Origin of the sequence: Micromonospora sp. DT228 (assembly GCF_049841595.1) — a bacterium.
Lineage (GTDB): Bacteria > Actinomycetota > Actinomycetes > Mycobacteriales > Micromonosporaceae > Micromonospora.
Genome location: NZ_JBNCKO010000001.1, coordinates 143897 through 161833, shown reverse-complemented (window position 1 = coordinate 161833; position 17937 = coordinate 143897). Strand labels below are relative to the sequence as shown.

General features: G+C 73.2%; 18 protein-coding genes. 12 read left to right on the top strand and 6 right to left on the bottom strand.

The genetic code is table 11. The features are described from left to right. Positions 1–89: 89 nt before the first annotated feature. The 3 genes from ACLQ29_RS00665 (at position 90) to ACLQ29_RS00655 (ending at position 4420) form a co-directional block, all read left to right on the top strand. Positions 90–857 (top strand): ABC transporter ATP-binding protein, encoded by a 768-nt coding sequence (locus tag ACLQ29_RS00665; RefSeq protein WP_425769717.1) that lies wholly within the window; start codon positions 90–92, stop codon positions 855–857. After that, a complete protein-coding gene (locus ACLQ29_RS00660) occupies positions 851–3280 on the top strand; it encodes an FtsX-like permease family protein (protein WP_425769716.1) in 2430 nt (809 codons plus the stop codon). Before ACLQ29_RS00665 ends, ACLQ29_RS00660 begins: the two co-directional genes overlap by 7 nt. A gap of 123 nt (positions 3281–3403) precedes the next feature. Next, positions 3404–4420, top strand: coding sequence for a hypothetical protein (locus ACLQ29_RS00655; RefSeq protein ID WP_425769715.1), 1017 nt, complete (start codon positions 3404–3406; stop codon positions 4418–4420). A 19-nt stretch (positions 4421–4439) separates the two neighbouring features. Here ACLQ29_RS00655 and ACLQ29_RS00650 read toward each other — a convergent pair whose 3' ends face one another. Genes ACLQ29_RS00650 through ACLQ29_RS00635 form a run of 4 tightly spaced genes read right to left on the bottom strand, consistent with a single transcriptional unit; the run spans position 4440 to position 7478 of the window. Beyond that, the gene (locus ACLQ29_RS00650; RefSeq protein ID WP_425769714.1) at positions 4440–5003 is read right to left on the bottom strand and encodes an SOUL family heme-binding protein; all 564 of its coding nucleotides are present in this window, start codon (positions 5001–5003) and stop codon (positions 4440–4442) included. 32 nt (positions 5004–5035) lie between these two features. Further along, positions 5036–5785: a YqeB family protein gene (locus ACLQ29_RS00645; RefSeq protein WP_425769713.1), complete on the bottom strand. Its 750-nt coding sequence runs from the start codon at positions 5783–5785 to the stop codon at positions 5036–5038. A 2-nt stretch (positions 5786–5787) separates the two neighbouring features. Continuing rightward, entirely contained in the window at positions 5788–6585 is a 798-nt protein-coding gene (locus ACLQ29_RS00640) for an ABC transporter permease (RefSeq protein ID WP_425769711.1), read from the bottom strand. Continuing rightward, positions 6582–7478: an ABC transporter ATP-binding protein gene (locus ACLQ29_RS00635; protein ID WP_425769710.1), complete on the bottom strand. Its 897-nt coding sequence runs from the start codon at positions 7476–7478 to the stop codon at positions 6582–6584. The genes ACLQ29_RS00640 and ACLQ29_RS00635 overlap by 4 nt, the downstream gene beginning before the upstream one ends. A gap of 132 nt (positions 7479–7610) precedes the next feature. Here ACLQ29_RS00635 and ACLQ29_RS00630 point away from each other — a divergent pair, with 132 nt between their 5' ends. From ACLQ29_RS00630 to ACLQ29_RS00615, 4 genes are all read left to right on the top strand, one after another. Next, positions 7611–8864: a sensor histidine kinase gene (locus ACLQ29_RS00630; protein WP_425769709.1), complete on the top strand. Its 1254-nt coding sequence runs from the start codon at positions 7611–7613 to the stop codon at positions 8862–8864. A 32-nt stretch (positions 8865–8896) separates the two neighbouring features. Then, on the top strand, positions 8897–9673 hold the full coding sequence (locus ACLQ29_RS00625; RefSeq protein WP_425770145.1) for a response regulator transcription factor: 777 nt from the start codon (positions 8897–8899) through the stop codon (positions 9671–9673). 101 nt (positions 9674–9774) lie between these two features. After that, on the top strand, positions 9775–11199 hold the full coding sequence (locus tag ACLQ29_RS00620) for an ATP-binding protein (RefSeq protein ID WP_425769708.1): 1425 nt from the start codon (positions 9775–9777) through the stop codon (positions 11197–11199). A gap of 145 nt (positions 11200–11344) precedes the next feature. After that, positions 11345–11698 carry a hypothetical protein gene (locus ACLQ29_RS00615; RefSeq protein WP_425758044.1) on the top strand — a complete coding sequence of 118 codons (354 nt, stop codon included), beginning with the start codon at positions 11345–11347 and terminating at the stop codon, positions 11696–11698. 92 nt (positions 11699–11790) lie between these two features. On the opposite strand, the gene ACLQ29_RS00610 is transcribed toward ACLQ29_RS00615, so the two are convergent. Next, positions 11791–12570, bottom strand: a complete 780-nt coding sequence (locus ACLQ29_RS00610) for a D-Ala-D-Ala carboxypeptidase family metallohydrolase (RefSeq protein ID WP_425769707.1) — start codon at positions 12568–12570, stop codon at positions 11791–11793. 314 nt (positions 12571–12884) lie between these two features. Here ACLQ29_RS00610 and ACLQ29_RS00605 point away from each other — a divergent pair, with 314 nt between their 5' ends. Both ACLQ29_RS00605 and ACLQ29_RS00600 read left to right on the top strand, forming a co-directional pair. Further along, positions 12885–13523: a DUF6642 family protein gene (locus ACLQ29_RS00605; protein WP_425769706.1), complete on the top strand. Its 639-nt coding sequence runs from the start codon at positions 12885–12887 to the stop codon at positions 13521–13523. A 42-nt stretch (positions 13524–13565) separates the two neighbouring features. Further along, positions 13566–14030: a PPOX class F420-dependent oxidoreductase gene (locus ACLQ29_RS00600; protein ID WP_425769705.1), complete on the top strand. Its 465-nt coding sequence runs from the start codon at positions 13566–13568 to the stop codon at positions 14028–14030. A gap of 413 nt (positions 14031–14443) precedes the next feature. On the opposite strand, the gene ACLQ29_RS00595 is transcribed toward ACLQ29_RS00600, so the two are convergent. Continuing rightward, positions 14444–15676 (bottom strand): serine hydrolase domain-containing protein, encoded by a 1233-nt coding sequence (locus tag ACLQ29_RS00595; protein ID WP_425769704.1) that lies wholly within the window; start codon positions 15674–15676, stop codon positions 14444–14446. 98 nt (positions 15677–15774) lie between these two features. Between ACLQ29_RS00595 and ACLQ29_RS00590 the strand changes: the two genes are divergently transcribed. The 3 genes from ACLQ29_RS00590 to ACLQ29_RS00580 all read left to right on the top strand — a co-directional run bounded on the left by ACLQ29_RS00590 (position 15775) and on the right by ACLQ29_RS00580 (position 17906). Further along, complete coding sequence (locus ACLQ29_RS00590) at positions 15775–16368, top strand: pentapeptide repeat-containing protein (RefSeq protein ID WP_425769703.1); 594 nt, start codon at positions 15775–15777, stop codon at positions 16366–16368. A gap of 200 nt (positions 16369–16568) precedes the next feature. Continuing rightward, positions 16569–17474, top strand: coding sequence for a hypothetical protein (locus tag ACLQ29_RS00585; protein ID WP_425769702.1), 906 nt, complete (start codon positions 16569–16571; stop codon positions 17472–17474). A 102-nt stretch (positions 17475–17576) separates the two neighbouring features. Continuing rightward, on the top strand, positions 17577–17906 hold the full coding sequence (locus tag ACLQ29_RS00580; RefSeq protein ID WP_425769701.1) for a hypothetical protein: 330 nt from the start codon (positions 17577–17579) through the stop codon (positions 17904–17906). The last annotated feature ends 31 nt before the right edge of the window (positions 17907–17937 follow it).

The window sequence follows — 17937 nt, the reverse complement described above, 5'->3', positions numbered from 1 at the left end:
CGGGCCGCCGCCTCCACCCGGAGGACTGCCGGAAAGTGCCCGCTCCGGCACGACGCGCGACACCCCGGGCAACCGGCACCGTAGCGGTCATGACCACACACACGGTGACCCTGACGGGGCTGCGCGCGGTGTACGGCGCCGGAACCCGGCGGGTGACGGCGCTCGACGGCGTGAGCACGAGCTTCGCGAGCGGCACGTTCACGGCGGTGATGGGCCCCTCGGGCTCGGGAAAGTCCACCCTGCTGCACTGCGCGGCGGGGCTGGACAGCCCGACCGAGGGGGTCGTCACGATCGACGGCACGCGCCTGAACGACCTCGGCGAAGACGAGCTGACCCGGCTGCGGCGCGACCGGATCGGCTTCGTGTTCCAGGCGTTCAACCTGGTGTCCACGCTGACCGCCGCGCAGAACGTCGAGTTGCCGTTGCGCCTGGCCGGCCGCCGCCCACCGGCGCGGGACGTGACCGCCGCGCTCGACGCCGTGGGCCTGGCCGACCGGGCCGGGCACCGCCCGAGTGAGTTGTCCGGCGGCGAACAGCAGCGCGTCGCCGTGGCCCGCGCGTTGATCACCCGTCCGGCCGTGGTCTTCGCCGACGAGCCGACCGGCGCGTTGGACAGCGCGGCGTCCCGTCAGGTGCTCCGGCTGCTGCGCGCGCTCGTCGACGACCACGGGCAGACAGTCGTGATGGTGACCCACGATCCGGCCGCCGCCGCGTACGCCGACCGGGTCCTGCTGCTCGCCGACGGCCGCGTCGTCGACGAGCTGGACGGCCCGATCACCGCGGCGGTCGTCGCCGCCCGGATCGCCGAGCGGGAGACGAGCCCGTCCGCCCACGCGCCCGCGGAGCAGTCGTGGTGAGCATCCGGCGGTCGGCCAGCGCGTTCGTGGCCGTCGCCATCGGGGTCGCGCTCGTCGCGGCGGCCACCCTGCTGCTCGCCTCCGGCCGTCCACAGGTGCCGGACCGGTTCGCGCGGGCCGCGGTCGTGGTGCAGAGCCCCGAGGCGGGCGCGTCGGCCGACTCGTTCCTGCCGACCCGGCCCTGGTCGGCCACCGCGACGGCGGGACTCGTCGACCGGCTGGCCGCCCTGCCCGGTGTCGCGGCGGCGGTGCCGGATCGGACCTTCTACGCCCAGCCGCTCATCGACGGCCGTCCCTCGGGCGCCGACACCCGGCGGGAGGACGCCCACCAGGGACACGGCTGGTCCAGCGTCCGGCTGGGCGGACTGCGCCGGACGGCCGGCGAGCCGCCCCGCCGGCCCGGCGAGGTGGTCGTCGACCAGGCGCTCGGGCTGCGTCCCGGCGCGCAGATCACCCTGCTCACCGCGGCGGGATCGGAGCCGTACACCGTCAGCGGTCTTGTCGACGCGCCCGGCGTCCAGGTCGCGGACGAGGTGGCCCCCGCGCTCGCGCCAGGTGTCCGGGCCATCGGGCTGGTGCTCGCCCCGGGGGTCGATCCCGAGCGGGTCGCCGCCGCGGCGCGCGGTGTCGTCGGACCGGACGGACGGGTGCTGACCGGCGACGCGCGTGGCGCGCTGGAGCCGCGTACCGACGCCCGCACCCGCTGGATCGGGATGCAGGTGCTCACCGCCACGGCGGCTCTCGCCGGCTTCGTCACGGTGTTCGTGGTCGCCTCCACCTTCGCGTTCACCATCGCGCAGCGCCGCCGTGAGCTGGGCCTGCTGCGCGCCGTCGGCGCCACCGGACGCCAGGTCCGGCGCATGGTGTACGCCGAGGCGCTCGTCGTCGGCGTGGCGGCGGGGGTCGTCGGTCTGCTGGTGGGCGCGGCGCTCGCCCCGCTGCTGGGTCGGCTGCTCGTCGATGTCGGCTTCGAACCTGCGACCTTCCAGGTCCGGTACAGCCCGTGGCCGATCGCGCTCTCGCTCGTCGCCGGGCCGGTGATCGCGCTGGTGGCCGTCTGGTCGGCGTCGCGCCGGGCGGCACGGGTCCGACCGATGGAGGCGCTGCGCGAGGCGGCGGTGGAGCAGCGGCCGATCGGGCGGCTGCGGGTCGGTGCCGGCGCGCTGCTCGTCGCGGCGGGGATCGCCCTCAGCGTCGGGACTGCGACCGCCGACGAGGCCCGCATCGCGGCCCAGTACGCCCTGTACGCGGTGATGGCCCTGGTGGCCGGCGCCACGGTGCTCTCCCCGGCGGTGGTCGGGCCGGTGGTGCGACTGCTGCGCTCTCCGATCCGGCGTCGTGGTGGCGCGATCGGGATGCTGGTCCGGGGCGGGGCGCTGACCGCGACCCGACGCACCGCGTCCACGGCCGCCCCGGTGTTGCTCACCATCGCCTTCGCGGTGCTGGTGTCCGGGATGGTGCGGACCACCACGGCCGCGTACGCGGCGGGTCGGGCGGACAACGTGAACGCCGGCTGGATCGTGCTGCCCGACCGGGCGCCGGGCCTGTCGGACCAGGCGGTCGTCGCGACAGGTGGCACCGCCCTCCTGCCGACCACTGTCTTCCGTACCGACCCCGCGACGGTGCCGGCGGACCAGCCACTGACCGCGCTCGGTGTGGACCCGGTCGGCTTCGCCGCCGCGAACCGGGCGCTCACCGTCGTCGCCGGCTCGCTCGACGACCTGCGCGGCAACGACACGGTGGTGGTGACCGCCTCGGCGAACCTGCGGCCGTCCGAGCCGTACGCGGTGGTCTTCGCCGACGGGGAACTGGTGTCGCTGCGCGTCGTCGCCGTGGTCACCGACGACTCGCTCCCCGGCGATCTGCTCGTGCCCCGGGCGGTGGTGCGTACGCACGACCCGTCGGCCCTGACGTCCACGGTGTTTGTCCGGGACCGGATCGATCCTCCGGTCGGCGCGCGGGTCGTCGACGTCGCCACCTGGGCGGCCGAGGCTGACGCCGCGGAGGACCGCCTCGTCTGGCTCTTCACGCTGCTGCTGATCGGTGTGTCGGCCGGCTACGGGGCCATCGCGGTGGCCAACACGGTGTTGCTGGCCGCTGCCGGCCGGGCTGCCGACCTGCGGCTGATCCGCCTGGCCGGGGCGACCCGGCGGCAGGTCATCTGGTTGGTCACGGCCGAGTCCGCCCTGGTGGTGCTGATCGGCGCGCTGCTCGGTGGGACGGTCGCCTTCGTCGGTCTGCTCAGCATCCGCGCCGGCCTCGCCGAGCAGGTCGGCGCGCCCGTCGACCTGGTGGTGCCGTGGTCGGTGATCGCCGGGGCGGTGGGGCTGTGCCTGCTGCTCGCCGCGGTGGCCAGCATCCTGCCGACGTGGCGGCTGCTGCGGCACCGCCCCGCACGGTCACCTGTCGGCATCGTCGGATGACGGCGGCACCGTCCCGTGCGGGCACCGGTCGGCACCGCACGGCGCCCCCGCCCCCGGGCACCGGTCGGCACCGCACGGCGTCCCCGCCCCCCGCGAGAGCGACCGGGCCGCTACCGTCCACGGATGCGATCCGCGCGGCCGCTCGGGCTGCTGCTCTCCTGCGCCGCCGTCGTGCTCTGGGCGTTCGGCGTGACCGTGCTGCAACCGCTTACCGAGCCGATCGGCCCGTGGTCGGAGCGCCTGCCGGGCAACAACACCTACTGGGCGCGCGACCTGCGGTTCATGGCGATCATCGCGGTGGCGCTCGGGCTGGTGCTGGCCGGTCGGGGTCTCCGGCACTGGAGCCGTACGGCTGTGGTGCTCGGTGGTCTCTGGGTTGCCGCCGACCTCGCGATCGACCGGGTCGATCCGATCGGCGTCCAGGCGACGGTGCTGCTCGCCGTCGGCGGTTGCGCGGTTCTCGGGGTGCTGACGGTGGCCCTGGTGGGCTGGGAACGCGGCCTGCCCCCGGACGTCGATCGGAAGGTCGTGACCGGCGCGGCGTCTGTGGCCGGGGTGCTGACGATCGTGGCGGCCGGCATCGAGTCGCCCACGGACCGGGAGCCGGAGTTGAACCAGGGCGCCCTGGCCACCGCGGCGCTGCTTGTCGTCCTGACCGTCGCTGCCGCGCTGGCGGCGGCCCCGGCGCGGTCGGGGTCCCGCGTCGGGCTGGCGGCCGGCCTCACCGTCGCGGCGCTGCTCGGCGTGGGGCTGGTCCGTGCCGTCCCGCCCGGGACGCGACTCCTGCCGGAGATGGCCCTCGGGGCGGTGCTGCTCACCGGGGTCACCCTGCTGGCCTGGGACTGGCCGGACGACCGGCCGGTGTGGCGGCGGCACGCTCTGGCCGCCCTCGCCGCGCTCGTGGGACCGGTGGCGTTCCTCCTGGTCGCGGCCGTTCCCCTGCTGTTCCTGCTGCCGGTCGGGGCGACGTTCACCGAGTTGGCCGGCAACAGCCCGATCAACTCGGCCGACTCCGACCTGCTGGTCTCGCTGTGCGGGCTGCTCTCCGGGCTCGGGATGGCCCTGCTGCTGGCCTGGCCGACCGCCGACAACCGGCCGGTAGCCGGACAACCAGCCGGTAGCCGGACAGCCGGCCGGTAGCCGGACAGCCGCCGGCGGCTCACTCGACGACCGGCAGCACGACCTCGTTGCGGCGCAGGAACCACGGCTTCCACGGCAGGTCGAAGCGCACGTACCGGATCGCGCCTGTCGGTTGCAACCCGGCCGCGGTGACCGAGCGGCCGAGCATGGTGGCGCGTTGGCTGAACGCCTGCTCCGTCCACCGCCCGGAGAACCGCATCGCCGCCGCCAGTTGCGGCGGCACCTCGCGGGTCCGCACCCTCGGGTCGACAGGTTCGGGCAGGGTGGCGGCGGTGAAGGCGACCGGCATCACGAACTGGATCAGGTACGCCCCCGGCCGCTCACCCTCCACCTGGACCACCGGAACGGTCATCGCGATCTTCTCCGAGCCGCTGGCCGCGGGCAGCGGCGGCGCGGCCGTCCCGATCGGGTGCCGGGCCCGGTTGGCGCCGCCGAGGTACGCGGCCAGCGGCCGGAACGCCTCGATCGGCGCCCGGGTGAACGACGCCTGGATCTGCATCTCGGCCACCAGGTGGGCCGGATACCGACGCAGCTCGAAGCCGGGGTGTCGGGACACCACCCGGTACGGCTGCTGTTCGGTCATCGCGCGGCTCCCAGGATCTCCTGGGACAGACGCTACCGCCCGTCCGGCTCCCGCTCGGCCGAAGTCGGCTGCTCGGGCCCGGCGGCGACGGCCCGCGGGGTCAACCGCCAGTACTGCCGCTTGCTCTCGTCGCGCAGCACCACCCCGAGCCGGCCCAGCTCGCGGCGCAGTTCCCGGGCGTCGTCGCGGCGGTCCCGTTCGATCGCCCGCTCGCGGGCGCGCAGCAGCGCGTCCGCCCCGGCTGGCACACCGGGCAGGTCGGGCACCCACAGCCGGTACGCCGACCGGTGCGGGTCGTCGTCCGCCCAACCCCAGCCGTGGGTGCGGAACGCCTCCGCCAGTTTGGCGGCCGGCAGGTCCGTCGACTCCCGCACCAGTTCCGCGCCGTCACCGTCGAGCAGCACCAGGTGCTTGTCGGCGAGGAAGACCACCCGGGTGTCGGCCCGCGCGACCGTCTGGTCCTGGTCGGAGCGGCGCAGCCGGACCTGCGCCGCGTCGACGGTGACGATCAGCCGTTCGGCGGTGCCGATCCCGGCGACGACCAGGCCGGCCAGGACGCCCACCGCGACCGCGCCGGCGGTGGCCTGCGGCTCGGGCAGCCGGTCCAGCCACTCGACCAGGTCACCGAACGGCACCCAGGGCAACCGGGCGAGCCAACCGGTCGTCGCCGCGAGGAGCCATCCGAGGCCCGCGCCGACAAGCGGGAAGCCGCCCCACATGACGGCCAGCTCTGTCGCGCCGCCGCTGACGACGGTGCGTGGTCGATTGCCGGCCATGTCCATGCTCAGGACACCTCGCGGCGCAGCGTCCGGAACAGGCCGGCGGCCAGCGGAAGGACCATCCAGACCAGCAGGGACACCAGTATCCGCCCCCACTGCCCGCCGGTGACGGCGTCGCTGCTGAACAACGGTTCCATCGTCTTGCTGGTGTCCAACCACTCGGACGGGCCGCGCAGCGGCTTGACCATCTCGCCGAGCACCCCCCAGAGGGTGGGCAGCAGGAAGTAGCCGACGATCGCCAACGGCGGGTTGAGCAGCAGCAGGCCGAAGGCCGCGCCCATCAACACGCTTGTGACCTGGATGACCACCGCGTTCAGCAGCAGCGACCAGTCGAACGCCCAGGTGCCCGCGCCACCGGTGGCGGAAGCCACGAGCGTGCCGACGGCGGCGAAGACGAGGCTGGCCAGCACCGAGGCGAGCGCGGTCAGCATCACGGCGATCAGTTTAGCGACGACCACCCGTTCCCGGCGGGGCACCAGGGCGTAGGTGGTGAGGGCTGTCCGCTGCGACCACTCGCTGGTGATCGACAGGATGCCGAGCACCGGCAGCAGCACCGACACCGGCAGCAGCGAGGGGACGAAGAAGTTGAGGAAGGTCTGGTCGGCCTCCTTCGAATAGATCAGTTGCAGGGTGACGATCAGGGCGGTGGCCAGACCGATGGTGATCAGCAGCCAACGGCCGGCCCGGGTGTCGACGAGCTTGCGCACCTCCACGGCGGAGAGCCGGAGCAGCGACGGACGGCGTACCGGAGTGTGGTGCCGGGGCGCGACGGCGCCGACGGCGGGCGCGGTGGTGGTGGTCATCGGACGGCCTCCTTGGTGGATTCGCCGGCGGTCAGGGTGAGGAAGAGCTGTTCGAGGCCACCGCCGCTGGCGGGCCGCAGCTCGGCCAGCGCGACGCCGGCATCGGCGGCGGCCTGGCCGACCGCCTCGGCGTCGGCCTGCACGAGCAGCCCCTCGGAGCTGTCGGCGGCGCTCAACCCGGCCGTCTCCAGCGCCCGGCGCAGCGCCGCGTCGTCGCGGGCCCGGACCACGGTGCCGCCACCGGCCAGCAGCTCGTCCTTGTTGCCCTGGGCCACGATCCGGCCGCCCCCGATCACCACCAGCCGGTCCGCGACCGCCTCCACCTCGCGCAGCAGGTGGGAGGAGAGCAGCACGGTGCCGCCCCGGTCGGCGAAGTCGCGCAGCAGGCCGCGCATCCAGAAGATCCCCTCCGGGTCCAGGCCGTTGGCCGGCTCGTCGAGGATCAGCACCCGAGGGTCGCCGAGCAGCGCGTGTGCCAGCCCGAGCCGTTGGCGCATGCCCAACGAGTACGCCCGTACCCGACGCTTCGCCGCCACCGCGTTCAACCCGACCAGGTCCAGCTTCGCGGCGACCTCACGCCGATCCAGACCCATCGTGTACGCGGACAGCGTCAACGCCTCGCGGCCGGTGCGCCCGGCGTGCTGGGCGGAGGCGTCCAGCAGCACGCCGACCTCCCGCCCCGGGTTGGGCAGCTCCCGGTACGGGTGCCCGGCGACGGTGGCGCGGCCGGCGCTCGGCGCGGTGAGCCCGCAGATCATCCGCATGGTGGTGGACTTGCCGGCGCCGTTGGGGCCGAGGAAGCCGGTGACGGTGCCCGGCTCGCACTGGAACGACACGTCGTCCACGGCCGGGTGTGGCCCGTATCGCTTGGTGAGGTTCTCTACCGTGATCATGCGGATCAGCCTGCCCGCGCCGCCCGGCCATCCGCTGCGGCCACCGGTCGGTGCCCCGTCGACCTTGGTCGACGGAGGGGTCTCGACTTTGGTAGCTGGTTGTCGGGGCCCGATCCTGCCTAGCATGGGTGCGTGAGCAGCGTCGCCGTCCCGGAGCACCCCTGGCTGCTGCCAGGGGAGCTGGCTGTGCCGGCCGGCCGTGCGCGCACCCATCCGCGCCGCACTACCCGCGACTGGATCGTGGACAGCGTCGCGTTCCTGGTCTCGCTGCTCTGGGTGCTGTTCGTCACCGCGGACGCACTGTCGCCGGATCCGGCGATCTCGGTTCCGCTGCCGCACGACTGGATGACAGTCGCGGACGCGCTGATCGGCCTGGCCTGCGCGGGGCTGCTCTGGCTGCGCCGGCGGTGGCCACTCAGGCTGTTGCTGGCCACCACACCGCTGACCATGTTCTCGCTGGCCGCCGCCATCCCACTGGCGATCCTGTTCTTCACCGTCGTGGTGCATCGCCGGACCGCCATCGCGGTGGCGGTGACCGGCGCGGGTCTGGTCACCAACCTGGTCTTCACCTGGCTGCGCCCGGACCCGGCCTGGCCATACTGGGCCACCGCGTCGTGGGGCGTGGTGCTCAGCTTCGCCGTGCTGGCCTGGGGGATGTTCGTCCGGGCCCGCCGGCAGTTGATCGTGTCGCTGCGCGAGCGCGCCGAGCGGGCCGAGGCCGAGCAGCAGCTCCGCGTCAGCCAGGCCCGCCACCTCGAACGCACCCGGATCGCCCGGGAGATGCACGACGTGCTGGCGCACCGGATCTCGCTGCTCAGCCTGCACGCGGGCGCGCTGGAGTTTCGCCCGGACGCACCGCCCGACGAGGTGGCCCGCGCCGCCGGGGTGATCCGGGGCAGCGCACACGCCGCCCTCCAGGACCTGCGGGAGGTGATCGGGGTGTTGCGGGCCGCGGGCAGCACCGACGGCGACGCCCCCGAGCCGCCGCAGCCCACTCTCGCCGACGTACCGGCCCTGATCGCCGAGTCGCGGTCGGCTGGCGTCAACGTCAACGTCATCGACACCGTGGACCGGTCAAAGGAGGTGCCGGCGGCGCTGGGCCGGGCCGCGTACCGGATCGTGCAGGAGGGGCTGACAAACGCCCGCAAGCACGCGGCCGGCGCGGCGGTCCGGGTGGACGTGGCCGGCGGGCCGGGCGCCGGGCTGACCGTGGCGATCGGCAACCGGTGGCCGGTCGGCGCACCGGCCGGCGGCACGCTGCCGGGCTCCGGCACCGGCCTGGTGGGCATCAGCGAGCGCGTCACGCTGGCCGGCGGTCGGCTCGCCTACGGTCGGGACGACGCGGGCGACTTCCGGCTGGCCGCCTGGCTGCCGTGGCCGGCGTGACGGGGCCGTCGGGTGTGGCGGGGCCGTCGGGTGTGGCGGGGCCGTCGGGTGTGACGGGGCCATCGGGTGTGGCGGGGCACGCGGGTGTGGCCGGGCCATCGGGTGCGAGGGCCGCGCCGTCGGGGCCAGAGTCGGTCGTGCCGTCGGTGCGCGTGCTGATCGTCGACGACGACGCCCTGGTCCGGGCCGGCCTCTCGATGATCCTCGGCGGCCTGCCGGACCTGACGGTGGTCGGCGAGGCGGCCGACGGCAGCGAGGTCCCGGCCGCCGTCGCCGCGTACGCCCCGGACGTGGTGCTGATGGACATCCGGATGCCGCGGGTGGACGGGCTGGCCGCCACCGAGGCGCTGCGCGCCCAACCGCACCCACCGGAGGTGCTGGTGTTGACCACGTTCGACGCCGACGAGCAGGTGCTGCGGGCACTGCGCGCCGGGGCTGCCGGTTTCCTGCTCAAGGACACCCCGCCGGCGGAGATCGTGCACGCCGTGCGACGGGTGGCGGCCGGCGAGGCGACGCTCTCCCCGACGGTGACCCGGACGCTCATCGCCCACGTGACCGCCGCCACTCCCGGTCCGGTCGGCCCGGACCCGCGCCGGGAGCGGGCGCTGCGGTTGCTCACCGGGCTCAGTGAACGGGAGCGGCAGGTGGCGGTCGCCCTGGGGCGGGGTCAGACCAACGCGGAGATCGCGGGAGAGCTGTTCATGAGCGTGGCGACGGTGAAGGCGTACGTCTCCCGGCTGTTGACCCGGCTCGACCTGAACAACCGGGTCCAGGTGGCCCTGCTCGTGCACGACGCCGGCCTGGTCTGAGCCTGCCGCCGGTCGTGCCGGGGCAACCGCCCATCGCGACAACACGTATGAGGTTACACTCAAACTTGGTTGTTTCATCGTTGGTTGTCTCAGGGGTGGTCGTGGACGGTTTTGTCGGTCGGGACCGTGAGCTTCAGCTCCTGAGCGGCATGCTCGCTCGGGTGCAACGGGGCGGCAGGGCTGGTCGGCCGGGTCGCGCACTCCTCATGCGCGGTCGCCGACGGGTGGGCAAGTCCCGGCTGGTTGAGGAGTTCGTGGAGCGCGCCGAGGTGCCGTACCTCTTCTTCACCGCCTCCGCGCAGCCGAGCGTCGCCGCCGACCTCGCTCTCTTCGTAGAGGAGGCGGCAGCCTCGACGCTGCCGGGCGCACAGCTCCTTCGCGAGCAGCAACCACAGACCTGGGATGCCGCGCTGAGCCTGCTCGCCGCCGCGCTGCCGATCGACCGGCCGAGCGTCGTCGTCCTCGACGAGATGCCGTACCTCATCGCGGGCGACCCGGGCTTCGAGGGGACGCTGCAGAAGATCTTCGATCGTGAGCTTTCTCGACGGCCGGTCCTGCTGATCTGTGTCGGATCGGATCTGGCGATGATGGAGGCCCTGAACGACTACGGTCGGCCGTTCCACCAGCGGGCCACCGAGATGGTTATCCCGCCGTTGAGCCCGGCCGACGTTCGCGTCATGCTGGACCTGTCCGCCGCCGACGCGTTCGACGCCTACCTGGTGTCAGGTGGTTTGCCGCTGATCCTCGACGAGTGGCCGACCGGCGTGTCGGTGCATGACTATCTGGCCGACGCCGTACGGGACCCGACCTCGGCCCTGTTGGTCAGCGGCGAACGGGCGCTGGCTGCGGAGTTCCCGCCCCAGTCTCAGGCGGGTCTGGTGCTGCGGGCCATCGGCTCCGGTGAGCGGACCTTCTCGCTGATCTCCCGCGCGGCGGGGGATCTTCCGCAGGCGTCGCTCAACCGCGCCCTGCGCCTGCTGACGCAGAAGCGGGCCGTGGAGGTCACCGTTCCGCTGTCCACCAGGCCATCGCGGGAAACCCGGTACACGGTGGCTGATCCGTACCTGCGCTTCTGGCTGTCCTTCCTGGGCCCACACCTTTCCGAGATCGAGCGGGGACGGGGTGATCTAACCCTGGCCCGGATCCTCCGGTCCTGGACGTCCTGGCGAGGGCGGGCCATCGAACCTGTCGTTCGTGAGGCGCTGCGCCGGCTGCCCGGCGAGCACCTGCCGGCGGAGGCAGCGACGGTCGGTGGCTACTGGACCCGGACAAACGATCCGGAAATCGACATAGTCGGTGCCGACCGGGAGCCCGTCGCTCGGCGCATCAGCTTCGTCGGGTCGATCAAATGGCAGGAGAACCGGCCGTTTGACGCGCATGACCTCGGCCGGCTGCTCCTGCACCGGTCCCAGCTGCCCGGCGCCGACGAGTCGGTACCCACACTTGCCGTGGCGCGCAGCGGCACCTGCGTCGACGGGCTGAACGTTTTGTCGCCGGAGGATCTGCTTAGCGCGTACCGGGATTGAACTTTCGTCGGGTGCCGGCCGTACCCATGGCCGAGGATGTCGGTGCGGTGAGTCCGCCGTACCGCTGCCGAGCTGCGGGAGGCCTGCCGTGCGAGTTGGTGAGCAGTCGACGGATCCCATCGATCAGGTACTGGGGGAGGTGCCAATGCCGGCACCGCTGACCCCGGAGGACGTTCGGCTCGCGGTCCGGGCGGTGGTCGTGCACACCGCCGAGGAGTGGCCCACGGGGCCGCTGTGCCGCAACGACGGCGCCTCCTACCCGTGCCGCCTGCACCGCTGGGGGCGACGGGTGTTGGAGACACACGGGCTCAACGAGCGGCAGATCGAGGCGGTGATCCGGCACGGCAACCCGTTCGTGCACGTGCCCTTCCCCTTCACGGCGACCGGGCCGTCGCGGCAGCAGGCCGCGCGGGCCGTCCCGCCCGGGGTACGGCCCACCGCCGCTGGCCGGCCGGTGACCCGCCCGGTCACCGCGCCGCGCTGGCCCCGGGCGAGCTGAGCACCCGTCCGCCCGACCCGGGGCGACAGGACGCCGGCCCGGCGCGAAGATCCCCTCCGCGTCGGGCCGACGTCACGCGCGTGGCGGACGGCTCAGTTGCCGACCCCGCAGTCCGGCGCTGACCAGTTCGTCGTGTTGGAGGTGTCGTCGCTGTTGTTCTCCCGCCGCGAGTCGACGTGCACGTGGTCGTCGTGGTCGGGATAGCCCGGCCCGTAGATCCCGCTGAAGCCGTTGCTGCGGGCACTGCGGGCGGCCTGGCACAGCGTGGACGACCGCGGGGTGACGTCGGCCGCCATGCCGTACAGGTGCTGGCTGTCGGACGCGCCGCCGACCTGGTTGTTGCAGGCACGGCTGCGGAAGCCGCTGGACACGTCGAGTGGTTTGTCCCCGAGGCTCTTGCGCAGCGCCTCCAGCTTCCACATGGTGCGCAGCGCGTTCTGCCGGGTCTGGGCCGCCGAGAGCGGGCCACCGCTGTAACCGGACCCGCCGCACCCGTCATCCAGTTCGCTGTGGCTGAAGTGCGCGGGCGTGCAGTCGTTGTCCTGTAGCTCGTACAGCCTGGTGTAGGTCTGCGGGCCGGCGACGCCGTCGGCACGCAGCCCGTACGCCTGCTGGAACCGCTTGACCGCGGCGGCGGTCTTCGGCCCGAAGAGGCCGTCGTTCTCCACGATGTCCCGGTAGCCGGCCCAGCCGGCGATCCGGATCTGCAACTGGCGGACATCGTCGCCCGAGCGTCCCTGGTACAGGTTGCGGTTCCAGGTGTAACAGCCGTCCGCGTGTGCCGCTGGCGCGGCGACCACCGTGGCGATTGCTGCCCCGGGCAGCGCCAGGGCGAATGCGACGGCGACTCGCTTCAAGGTGTTTACGCGCACAGAAGTCCTCCCGATAGGAGAGCGAATGGGGTGGCTCCAGGACATCGACCGAGAAGTCCCGTGATTTCCACCCTGACACTCATCGGGGCCGTTGGAGGTGATTAACGAGAATCGTCCTCACAAACTGTCGTCCCTGGGTATTGGCTGGCAATTAGGCTGATTTACGAAACAGCCATTCCCCACCGATCGCCCCTGCCGGGCCCAACCATGGCCAAGCACACCGAACGTCGCAATCAACTACACCGAGGGTGATGTTCCGTGGCCATCGGCGGGCGGTAACGTCAGCCCCGGACGGCGGACTGGCGGAGGTGCACGTGGCACGCGGTGGCGTCTTCTGCGTCGAGGGTCAGTGGCACCGGGACCTCAACGAACGGGGTTCCGTGTTGCCCACCCTTGAGCTGCTGGAGCGGCTCGGCAAGATCCGCTTCATCCACAAGGACGCGGCCACGCGCGACGAGCTGTTCTACTTCCTGGACCGCTGGCTGCTCAAGCAGTACGCCGACCACCGGGTGGGCTTCTTCGCCATGCACGGCGAGCCGAGCCGGCTCTGCCTCACCGACTGGCAGTCCGTGGAGCTGAACGAGGTGGCCGACCTGATGGCCGGCCGCGCCGAGGGGCGCCGACTCTATTTCGGCAGCTGCTCGGTGCTGCGCGCCTCGGACGCGGTGTTGCGCGAGTTCCTGGAGATCACCGGGGCGGCGCTGATCTGCGGGTTCAGCCGCGAGGTGGACTGGGTCGAATCGGCGGCCTTCGAAACCGTCCTGCTCGACGTGCTCGCCAACGGTCAGCGGCACAATGCCGCCGAGCTGCGGATGGGCTCCGCCCACTGGGCGCCGCTCGCCTCGTACCTCGGCTTCCGGGTGATCTATGCCAACGGTCGGTCCTGGCGTCCCTCCGGCCGCCCCCGGGTGCCCACCCAGGCGGCGCGCCGCTCCACGGCCCGGCCCCACTGACCCGCCGCCGCCGCTCCGCCCGCGCCCTGGTAGGAACGGGGAATGGCGCGCAGCATCGCACGGAACACCCGGGTCGACCGGGACAGCCTGCTCGACTTCCTCCGGCCGCGTCACCGCGTCCTGCTGATGACCACCCGGGCCGACGGTCGCCCGCAGTCCTCCCCGGTCTCGGCGGGGATCGACGGGCAGGGCCGGCTGGTGGTCTCGACCTACCCCGAGCGGGCCAAGGTGACGAACATCCGCCGCGATCCGCGGGTCTCGGCGTGCGTGCTCAGCGACGACTGGAACGGCCCCTGGGTGCAGATCGACGGCACCGCCGAGGTGCTCGACCTGCCCGAGGCGGTGGAGCCGCTCGTCGACTACTTCCGCAGCATCTCCGGCGAGCACCCGGACTGGGACGACTACCGGGCGGCGATGGTGCGCCAGGGCAAGTCACTGATCCGGGTCACCATCGACGCCTGGGGCCCGATCGCCACCGGAGGTTTCCCCGCCCGCCTCGCCGACTGAGGTCGACCGCGCTTGGTAGGCCAGCGCGCCCCCCGATCACCTCGACCACCGACCACCGCGGACACCCGAGGCGGAGGTCATGGGGTGCGACCGTCGTGCTGTAGAGCTGCCCCGGATATGGGGCGGCCGGTGGCGGCAGGTCGCTCGCCGCGCTCGGGGTGCGACCGTCGTGCTGTAGAGCTGCCCCGGATATGGGGCGGCCGGTGGCGGCAGGTCGCTCGCCGCGCTCGGCGTGCGCCGCGCTCGGGGTGCGCCGCGCTCGGGGTGCGGCGCGCTTGCCGGGATAGCTGGCCGCCGCGTGCCCCACATCTGGGGCAGCTCTACAGCGGCGGCGACACACAGGTCGGGTCGGCACGGCGTCGCTGCCGCCGGTCCGCGAAGGTCCGCGCCGAGCGGCCCGGCGGTCGTACCGGTCAGTCGACCAGGGCGGCGTAGACGAGTTGGCGCAGCTGGGATCGCAGCGGGTGGGTGCTCGACGGCATCAGCTGGGCGAACAGCAGCGCGGTGACCTCCTCGGCCGGGTCCACCCAGAAGGCGGTGCTGGCCACCCCACCCCAGTAGAACTCGCCGACGCTGCTCGGCACCCGGCTGGGGATCGGGTCCTCGACCACCGCGAACCCGAGGCCGAAGCCGATCCCGTCCAGGGTCGTCTCCGCGAAGCCGCCGGTGGACAGCGTGCCCAGATCCTGGCCACCGGGCAGGTGGTTGCGGGTCATGAACCGCACCGTACGCGGCCCGAGCAGCCGGACCCCGTCCAGTTCCCCGCCGCGCAGCAGCAGTTGTGTGAAGCGGTGGTAGTCGGCGGCGCTGGAGATCAGACCGCCACCGCCGGAGAACAGGGTCGGCTTGCGGTACGCGCGGGCCCCGACGCTGTCGTGCCGGACGGCCCGGCCGCTGCGCGGGTCCGGTACGTAGAGCGCGGCCAGCCTCCCGGCCTCGTCGCCGTCCACCCACCAGCGGGTGTCGGTCATGCCCAGCGGGCCGAAGATCCGGTCGGCGAAGAACGCGTCGAGGCTCTGCCCGGAGATCACCTCGACGAGCCGGCCGAGCACGTCGGTGGCGACCGAGTAGCCCCAGGCGGAGCCGGGCTGGAACAGCAGCGGCAGCTCGCCGAAGGCCGCACAGGCGCCCGCGAGGTCGACGTCGTCCGGCGGGTGCAGGTCGTAACCGGCGGCCCGGTAGAGCCCGTCGACCACCGAGGTCTGTAGGAAGCCGTACGTCAGCCCGGCGGTGTGGGTGAGCAGGTGCCAGACCCGGATCGGCTCGGTCGCCGGCACGGTGAACGGCTTGAGCGCCGACCCCTTGGAGTAGACCCGCAGGTCGGCGAACTCCGGCAGCCAGCGGCTGATCTCGTCGGTCAGCTCGAACCGGCCCTCCTCCCACAGCATCATCGCCGCGACCGAGGTGACCGGCTTGGTCATCGAGTAGATCCGCCAGAGCGTGTCGGCCTCGACCGGTGCGCCCGACTCCCGGTCGGCCAGCCCGTACGTCGAGGAGTGCGCCACCTCGCCACGACGGGTGACCACCACCTGCCAACCGGCCAGCCGGCCGTCGTCGACGTACCGGCCGAAGTGCTCGTCGATCCGCGCCAACCGCGTCGGGTCGAAACCGATCTGATCCGGGTCCGTGCTTCGCGCCACACTCACGTCGCCGAACCTACTAGCCGGTACGCCGAGACCGGAAGGGGGCCGCCACCGGCCGCACCCGCGCACCTGTCGACGCCTGTGCCGATTAGCCTGGCCGGATGCCGGAGCTGACCGAGGACGTGACCTTCCGCGACGAGGACTGGTACGGCGAGGAGTTGGTCGACAGGCACTTCGTGGGTTGCGAGTTCTTCGGTGTGGACCTGACGGAGGCGGTGAGCCGGGGCGCGGTCTTCACCGGCTGCACGTTCGGCAACGTGCTGTTCAACGCCTCCCGGCACGTCGACTCCGCCTTCACCCGTTGCGTCTTCCGGCGGTGCAACTTCTTCGAGGCCGAGTTCGTCGGCTGCAAGCTGGTCGGCAGCACCTTCGTCGGGTGCGACACGCGTCCGATGGTGGTGGACGGCGGTGACTGGTCGTTCGTCGCGCTGCCCGGCGCCGACCTGCGGGGCGTCCGGCTGACCGGGGTGCGGATGCGCGAGGTGGACCTGACCCGGGCCAATCTCACGGGCGCCACGGTCACCGGCGTCGACCTGTCCGGCGCGCAACTGCTAAACGTCCGGCTCGGCGGCGCCGACCTGCGCGGCAGCGACCTCACCGCGCTCGACCCGACGGTCGTCGAGCGGGAGGGCGCCATCGTCGACGCCGAGCAGGCCATCGTGATCGCCCAGTTGCTCGGCTTCCGGATCGGCTGACGCGGGAGGCGCCGGCGGTCCGGCCCGTACGCCGTTCGAGCGGGCCGGGCCGTCCGGCAGCGTCCGGTCGCGGGCTGGACACGTCCGGCGCTCCGGATCTAGCGTGTCGTCCACACCGGTGCACACGTGAAACGGCCCACAGTGGACGGCACGGCTCGCGACGGTCGATGGCAGCCGGGGCGGTGGAGGTGGAGGGGTCGGTGGCGGACGACGACCACACGAGGACGCAGACCCGCGCCGGGCTGCGCCGGGTCGCCCGTGCCCGGCAGCGGCGGCGTTGGGCGGTGGAGGGCGGCGCCGTACTCGTCTGCCTGGTGCTGTTGGTCTCGTACCTCGCCAGTCGGTCCGACCCGGAGCCCGGCGACGACCAGGCGGGCCGCGCGGGGGAGGTGCCCGCCGGTGCCGCCCGTTCCGCCGCGCACCCGGCCACCGACGGGCGCACCGGAGACGCGGGGCCGGCGATGCCGGGCCTGCTTCCGCGTCAGCGCCCACCCTCGCCCGACCCGCCACCCCCTACCAGCGCGCCCGCCGCACCGCCCGCGTCACCCGCGTCACCCGGGTCCCCGGTGCTGTCGGTGACCCAGGCGGAGATGCCCGCCGAGGTCGACCTCACCGCCGTGGGCGCCCGGGACTGGATGCACTGGGGGTCGCGCGGTGGCACCTCGACGGTCCGTAAGCGCGCCGGCTCTGGAGAGATCGTCGACGCGGGCGGCGCTGGCACCCGGGTCGGCTGGGACGGCAACCAGGAGTACGTCCGCTGGTCCGACGGCGCGTCGCAGCGGTCGGAGAACGACAGTTCCGAGGGCGTCTACACCTGCGGTGCCGGCAACGGGTTCAGCGTCGCCGTCGCCGGCAGCGGCGAGCCGCGCACGGTCCAGGTCTACGGCGGCACCTGGATGGCTCGGGGTCGGCTGGTGGCACGCCTGTCCACGGGGGGCCCTGCCCGCACCGCCGTGCTGGAGGACCCGTACACCAGTCGGAGCGCCCAGTTCACCGTCCGGTTCGCCGCGCCGAAGAACGCCCGACTGGTGCTGACCTGGACCGTCGACAAGGTCTTCACCCCGCACTGCGGCAACGTCGGCCTCCAGGCCGTGGCGGTGCGCTGACCGATCGATCGCACAGCGGGACAGTTTGTCCGTCTCGCACTGTCGAAGAGGTCGTAACTTTCTGCTGTCCCCATCCGACGATCCAATGTGGAGGCAGCGGAGATGAGCAGCAGCACCGTCCACCGCGTCCGTCGCGCCGCCAGGTCCGGTGCTGATGAAGCGTCCAGGGAGGTGCTCCGCGACATCCCCCTGCCGCCGTACGTGACCTGCGAGGACACCCAGTTCGCGGTGCGGGCGGTGGTGGTGCACGCCCCCCAGCGGTGGTCCGGCGGCGTGGTCTGCCGCAACGATGCCAGCCCGCACCCGTGCCGCCTGCACCGCTGGGGCACCCAGGTGCTCACCCTGCGCGGGCTGCGGGCTGCCGACATCGACGCGCTGATCGAGCGCGGCGACCCGACGGCGGCGGTCCCCCCACCGGACCGTCCGGCCTGACCGTGCGACCGGCCGGGAGGCGCGGACACGC

Bases quoted from the DNA above. Each gene is read 5' to 3' on its own strand.
- ACLQ29_RS00600 (WP_425769705.1), top strand. From the start codon at position 13,566: ATGGCGCGCAGCATCGCACGGAACACCCGGGTCGACCGGGACAGCCTG.
- ACLQ29_RS00650 (WP_425769714.1), bottom strand. From the start codon at position 5,003: ATGACCGAACAGCAGCCGTACCGGGTGGTGTCCCGACACCCCGGCTTC.
- ACLQ29_RS00635 (WP_425769710.1), bottom strand. From the start codon at position 7,478: ATGATCACGGTAGAGAACCTCACCAAGCGATACGGGCCACACCCGGCC.
- ACLQ29_RS00640 (WP_425769711.1), bottom strand. From the start codon at position 6,585: ATGACCACCACCACCGCGCCCGCCGTCGGCGCCGTCGCGCCCCGGCAC.
- ACLQ29_RS00590 (WP_425769703.1), top strand. From the start codon at position 15,775: ATGCCGGAGCTGACCGAGGACGTGACCTTCCGCGACGAGGACTGGTAC.
- ACLQ29_RS00615 (WP_425758044.1), top strand. From the start codon at position 11,345: ATGCCGGCACCGCTGACCCCGGAGGACGTTCGGCTCGCGGTCCGGGCG.
- ACLQ29_RS00665 (WP_425769717.1), top strand. From the start codon at position 90: ATGACCACACACACGGTGACCCTGACGGGGCTGCGCGCGGTGTACGGC.
- ACLQ29_RS00655 (WP_425769715.1), top strand. From the start codon at position 3,404: ATGCGATCCGCGCGGCCGCTCGGGCTGCTGCTCTCCTGCGCCGCCGTC.
- ACLQ29_RS00580 (WP_425769701.1), top strand. From the start codon at position 17,577: ATGAGCAGCAGCACCGTCCACCGCGTCCGTCGCGCCGCCAGGTCCGGT.
- ACLQ29_RS00645 (WP_425769713.1), bottom strand. From the start codon at position 5,785: ATGGACATGGCCGGCAATCGACCACGCACCGTCGTCAGCGGCGGCGCG.